Annotated in this window: 6 protein-coding genes and 2 tRNA genes; all 8 read left to right on the top strand. The window is 32.1% G+C overall.

All coding sequences use genetic code 11. The annotated features are described in order from the left end of the window. The first annotated feature begins 99 nt into the window (after positions 1–99). The 8 genes from HMPREF2706_RS00730 to HMPREF2706_RS00765 all read left to right on the top strand — a co-directional run bounded on the left by HMPREF2706_RS00730 (position 100) and on the right by HMPREF2706_RS00765 (position 5,956). Positions 100–1,077 carry a SpoIIE family protein phosphatase gene (locus HMPREF2706_RS00730; protein WP_211181889.1) on the top strand — a complete coding sequence of 326 codons (978 nt, stop codon included), beginning with the start codon at positions 100–102 and terminating at the stop codon, positions 1,075–1,077. 101 nt (positions 1,078–1,178) lie between these two features. Then, positions 1,179–1,505, top strand: a complete 327-nt coding sequence (locus HMPREF2706_RS00735) for an anti-sigma factor antagonist (RefSeq protein WP_002435753.1) — start codon at positions 1,179–1,181, stop codon at positions 1,503–1,505. 1 nt (position 1,506) lies between these two features. Continuing rightward, a complete protein-coding gene (rsbW, locus tag HMPREF2706_RS00740) occupies positions 1,507–1,986 on the top strand; it encodes an anti-sigma B factor RsbW (protein ID WP_002435518.1) in 480 nt (159 codons plus the stop codon). Beyond that, the gene (gene sigB, locus HMPREF2706_RS00745) at positions 1,961–2,731 is read left to right on the top strand and encodes an RNA polymerase sigma factor SigB (protein WP_002435824.1); all 771 of its coding nucleotides are present in this window, start codon (positions 1,961–1,963) and stop codon (positions 2,729–2,731) included. Before rsbW ends, sigB begins: the two co-directional genes overlap by 26 nt. A 165-nt stretch (positions 2,732–2,896) precedes the next feature. Beyond that, positions 2,897–5,047, top strand: a complete 2,151-nt coding sequence (locus tag HMPREF2706_RS00750) for a Tex family protein (RefSeq protein ID WP_049427316.1) — start codon at positions 2,897–2,899, stop codon at positions 5,045–5,047. After that, entirely contained in the window at positions 5,040–5,498 is a 459-nt protein-coding gene (locus tag HMPREF2706_RS00755; RefSeq protein WP_037551231.1) for a SprT family protein, read from the top strand. Before HMPREF2706_RS00750 ends, HMPREF2706_RS00755 begins: the two co-directional genes overlap by 8 nt. 275 nt (positions 5,499–5,773) lie before the next feature. Beyond that, positions 5,774–5,860 (top strand) — tRNA-Leu (locus HMPREF2706_RS00760). A gap of 22 nt (positions 5,861–5,882) precedes the next feature. Beyond that, positions 5,883–5,956, top strand: a tRNA-Gly gene (locus tag HMPREF2706_RS00765). The last annotated feature ends 44 nt before the right edge of the window (positions 5,957–6,000 follow it).

Below are 6,000 nucleotides of genomic sequence, written 5' to 3' on the forward strand. Positions count from 1 at the left end.
GATAAAAAAGAATTCCAAAAAGTACCAGATTAAAAGCATATGGAATTGTGAATTGGAAGTAAGGAGGCACATCTTGTGGAAGAATTTAAGAAAGATTATATGGAACTTGTAAAAGAAAGTTTAACTACTGAAAACCGAACGCAACTTATAAAAAAGTGCGAAGAATTTACAAATGAAGTAATTAAAAAGGATTTACTGCCAGAAGATATTGTAGAAATTCATAAATCATATATTAACCAATTAGATTTAGAAGAAAAAGAAATACTCGGTACATTAGATGTCCTTCAAGAGGTAGTAAAAGGATTCGGTTATAGTTATAGAGATTATCAAAGATTAGTTAATAAATTACAAGTTCACGACAAAGAAATTGATTTGGCTTCTAGACTTCAGCAAACTATGCTTAAAACAGATATACCTCAATTCGATAGTATACAAATCGGTGTAATTTCCGTAGCGGCTCAAAAGGTAAGTGGCGATTATTTTAATTTAATTGATCATAAAGACGGGACTATGAGTTTCGCTGTTGCGGACGTTATCGGTAAAGGTATACCTGCTGCTTTAGCTATGAGTATGATTAAATTTGGAATGGATTCATATGGTCACTCTCAATTGCCTAGTGATGGATTAAAGCGTCTTAACCGAGTTGTCGAAAAAAACGTCAACCAAAATATGTTTGTAACGATGTTTTATGGCTTGTATGAAGAAATGAATCATCTTTTATATTGTAGTTCTGCAGGGCATGAGCCTGGTTATATTTATCGAGCTGAAACAGAACAATTTGAAGAGATTGACGTTCGTGGGCGTGTGCTTGGAGTAAGTCAGAAGACTCGATATAATCAACAAGAGATACCTATTTATCTCGAAGATTTAATAATTATCTTTACTGATGGAGTAACTGAGGCAAGAAATAGAGAAGGTGAATTTATCGATAAAGATAAATTGTTAAATTTAATACAAAAATATAAACATATGCATCCACAAGATATAGTTCAAATTATTTATGAAGGAATTTTAAAAGTTCAAAATCCTAGTAGAAAAGACGATATGACAATTTTAATTATAAAAAGAGTAAATTAATTTAACTAATTTAGATTAAAGTTTCAAGTCGTAGGGTATACATATTTTTGAACACAAATGTAGAAATGAAGCAGATTTGATAAAGACTAGGAGTGTATCGAATGAATCTTAATATAGAAACTGTAACTCATGACGATTATTATGAAGTTAAAGTTGGCGGAGAATTAGATGTATATACAGTGCCTGAATTAGAAGAGGTACTTGTACCAATGCGACAAGAAGGGACTCATGACATTCATGTTAATTTAGCTAACGTAAGTTACATGGACTCTACAGGATTAGGTTTATTTGTAGGAACGTTAAAAGCATTAAACCAAAATGATAAAGATTTATATATATTAGGTGTTTCTGATCGAATCAGTAGATTATTTGATATTACCGGTTTGAAAGATTTAATGCATGTTAATGAAGGAACGGAGGTTGAATAACATGCAATCAAGACAAGATTACATTGAAATGCGGTTACCAGCCTCTGCGGAATACGTAAGTTTAATACGTTTAACATTATCTGGTGTATTCTCAAGAGCTGGAGCATCTTATGACGATATTGAAGATTCTAAAATAGCTGTAAGTGAGGCAGTGACTAACGCTGTAAAACATGCTTATAAACAAAATACTGAAACCGGTATGATTAATTTATGTTTTGAGATATTTGATGATAAAATAAAAATAGTTATTTCAGATCAAGGTGAAAGCTTTGATTATGAAACAACAAAATCAAAATTAGGTCCTTACGACGATAACGAAAACATTGATTTTCTTCGCGAAGGCGGCTTAGGATTATTCCTTATTGAATCATTAATGGACGAAGTGAAGGTCTATAAAGAATCTGGTGTTACAATCAGTATGATTAAGTATATTAAAAAAGAGCAGGTGCGAAATAATGGCGAAAGAGTCGAAATCAGCTAATGATGTATCACCTGAACAAATTAACCAATGGATTAAAGAGCACCAAGAAAATGAAAATAGCCAAGCTCAAGATAAATTAGTTACGCATTACCGCAAACTAATAGAATCTTTAGCATATAAATATTCAAAAGGGCAATCACATCATGAAGATTTAGTTCAAGTTGGTATGGTTGGTTTAATAGGGGCCATCAATAGATTTGATTTGTCATTTGATCGAAAATTTGAAGCATTCCTAGTTCCAACCGTAATTGGTGAAATAAAAAGGTATTTAAGAGATAAAACATGGAGTGTTCATGTACCAAGACGTATTAAAGAAATTGGTCCAAGAATTAAAAAGATAAGTGACGAACTTACAAATGAGCTTGAGCGTTCACCATCCATCAGTGAAATTGCTCAACGACTTGAAGTTTCGGATGAAGAAGTCTTGGAAGCGATGGAGATGGGTCAAAGTTATAATGCGCTCAGTGTTGATCATTCTATTGAAGCAGATAAAGACGGATCAACTGTCACTCTATTAGATATTATGGGTCAACAAGATGATAATTATGATTTAACTGAAAAGAGAATGATTCTAGAACGTATTTTACCTATATTATCTGATAGAGAAAGACAAATTATTCAATGTACATTTATAGAAGGTTTAAGCCAAAAGGAAACAGGCGAACGTATTGGCTTAAGTCAAATGCATGTCTCTCGCTTGCAACGTACTGCAATCAAAAAGTTGCAAGAAGCAGCTAAACAATAAATATAAAAAGAAGTTCATTGACTGAGTTAATGAACTTCTTTTTATATGTTAGAATTTTTAACTTTAAAAAAGATTAAAGCATTCTAAATTATATCTAGGAAGAATCTAGTTATAAAATTATGTTAAACTAGTGAAGAAATTTTTAAAGAAAAGCGTGGTAGAACAATGGACAAAAATTTAATTCAAACAATCGTTGAAAAGTATTCTTTTTCAGAGAAACAAATTAAATCAGTTCTTGAACTCTTAGAAGATAACAACACTGTGCCATTTATTGCAAGATATCGTAAAGAGGCAACTGGTGGTCTAGATGAAGTTGAAATTAAGCAAATTGATGATGAATATAGATATATGGAAAATCTTCAAAAAAGAAAAGATGAAGTGATACATAGTATTGAACAACAAGGCATGCTAACTGAAGACTTAAAAAAAGATATTATTAAACAGACAAAACTACAAAGAGTTGAAGATTTATACCGTCCTTATAAACAGAAAAAGAAAACACGTGCTACTGAAGCTAAAAGAAAAGGGTTGGAGCCTTTAGCAAAATGGTTACTTCAGAAGAATTTAGATAAGAATGTTGATGAAAAAGCACAAGAATTCATAAATGAAGAAGTTTCTACAGTAGAAGATGCTATTAAAGGGGCACAGGATATTATTGCTGAACAAGTTTCAGATGACCCTAAATATCGTTCAAGACTTTTAAAAGATGTATATCATCAAGGTCAAATTGTGTCTGCTAAGAAGAAAAAAGCAGAAGATGAAAAAGAAATCTTCTCAATGTATTATGATTATTCTGAACCAGTAAAGCGTGTTGCAAATCATAGAATTTTAGCTATGAATCGTGGGGAGAAAGAAAAAGTATTAAACGTTAAAATAGAATTTGACACATCAAGAATTAAAAAAGACATTGAACGACAATTAATTCAAGTAAATAATGAAGCAAGTCCTTATATTGCAGAGGCTATTGAAGATAGTCTTAAACGATTAATTATGCCTTCGATTGAAAGAGAAGTTCGAGGAGATTTAACTCAGAAAGCAGAAACACATGCCATCGATGTTTTTAGTGAGAACTTAAGAAACTTACTTTTACAACCACCTATGAAAGGAAAACAAATTCTCGGTGTGGACCCGGCATTTAGAACGGGATGTAAGTTAGCAGTTATTAATCCTTTTGGAACGTTTATTGCTAAAAGCGTCATTTATCCTCATCCTCCAAAATCTAAAATCGAAGCTTCTGAAAAAGAACTGGTCAACATGATTAAAGATTATCAAATTGAATTACTAGCGATTGGAAATGGAACAGCTAGCCGTGAAACTGAACAATTTGTAGCAAATGTAATTAAAAAATATAAATTAGATGCTCAATTCATCATTGTCAATGAAGCGGGAGCCTCTGTGTATTCTGCTTCAGAAATTGCCAGACAAGAGTTTCCAGATTTTCAAGTTGAAGAACGAAGCGCTGTATCTATAGGTAGAAGAGTTCAAGATCCATTAAGCGAATTAGTTAAAATAGATCCAAAATCTATTGGGGTAGGTCAATATCAACATGATGTAAATCAAAAAGAATTAAGCAATGCGCTTACTTTCGTAGTTGAAACTGCAGTTAACCAAGTAGGCGTAGATGTAAATACAGCTTCAAAATCTTTACTTCAATATGTTTCAGGACTATCTTCAACTATTGCGCAAAATATTATTGATTATAGAGAAGAAAATGGACCTATTAAACATAATAAAGAAATTAGTAAAATTAAACGGTTGGGTTCTAAAACTTTTGAACAAAGTATAGGCTTTTTACGTATCGTTGATGGCTCAGAACCATTAGATAATACTGCGATTCACCCTGAGAGTTATGAAGTGACTTATGAAATATTAGAGCAACTAGGTTTAGGCGCTGATAATATAGGTACGGATCAATTAAAATCAACATTAAGTGATGTGAATATTGAAGGGCTTGCGAAACAATTGAATATTGGTGAACCCACTCTAGAAGATATTATCAAATCACTTATTGCGCCTAATAGAGATCCAAGAGATGAATTTGAGACACCAATCCTTAAATCTGATGTATTATCCATTGAAGATTTAAATGAAGGCATGAAATTAAATGGTACTGTTAGAAATGTAGTAGATTTTGGTGCATTTATTGATATAGGTGTTAAACAAGATGGATTAGTCCATGTTTCTAAACTTTCTAAGAAATTTGTAAAGAATCCTATGGATATTGTAAGTGTGGGAGATATTGTGGATGTTTGGATTCTGGATATCGATGAAAATAAAGGCAAAGTATTTTTAACGATGATTGATCCAAATGAATAATATTGAACTTCAAAGATTAACTGAAAACTTGGCCATCAAATACTTTGGAGTACCTTTCAAACATAAGGCTTATTTTAATCAACGATTACGTACTACAGGTGGAAGATATTTGTTAAAAAGCCACAATATAGAAATAAACCCTAAACAATTAAAGCATTTTGGAGAAGATGCAATAGTTCAAATAGTTAAACATGAACTTTGTCATTATTTTCTTCATCTTGCTGGTAAAGGGTATCAACACAGAGATACAGATTTTAAAGCTTTAAGCGCTAAAGTAGGTGCACCAAGGTTTTGCAATCCGACTGAAACATATGAAAGTCGAGCTAATTACAAATATCAATGTGTCAGTTGTAAAGCTAATTATTTACGTATTAAAAGAGTGAACACTCAAATAATGAGATGCGGGCATTGCGGTGGCAAACTTAAATTAGTTAAAGTTTTTGAGAAATAGAAAAAATATAAATATATATTTAGTAAAAGGGTTGTTAAAAGCAGATGCTGTTTTCTAACAACCTTTTTTATAATTGATATAAATTTTGTTGTGAAAAACATTGACAATAATTATTACATGATATATTATAGATATCGTTGTCTTAACAAGGAAAGCAAAACAAACCTTAATTAACAATATTAATTTTAAGTTAATTTTGTGTTGACAAAATGTAACCGACAATTTACAATGGTTATTGTTCTCGATAATTAAAAGTTTAATTATGCGTTTTGCCAGCGGTCGTGGCGGAATGGCAGACGCGCTAGGTTGAGGGCCTAGTGGGAGTTAATCCCGTGGAGGTTCAAGTCCTCTCGGCCGCACCAAATCATATATTTAATACTACATGCGGGTGTAGTTTAATGGCAAAACCTCAGCCTTCCAAGCTGATGTTGTGGGTTCGATTCCCATCACCCGCTCCATTTAATATTTATGAACATTGAAAACTGAATGACAATATGTCAAC

It is taken from the genome of Staphylococcus sp. HMSC067F07 (genome assembly GCF_001837405.1).
GTDB classification, from domain to species: domain Bacteria; phylum Bacillota; class Bacilli; order Staphylococcales; family Staphylococcaceae; genus Staphylococcus; species Staphylococcus capitis.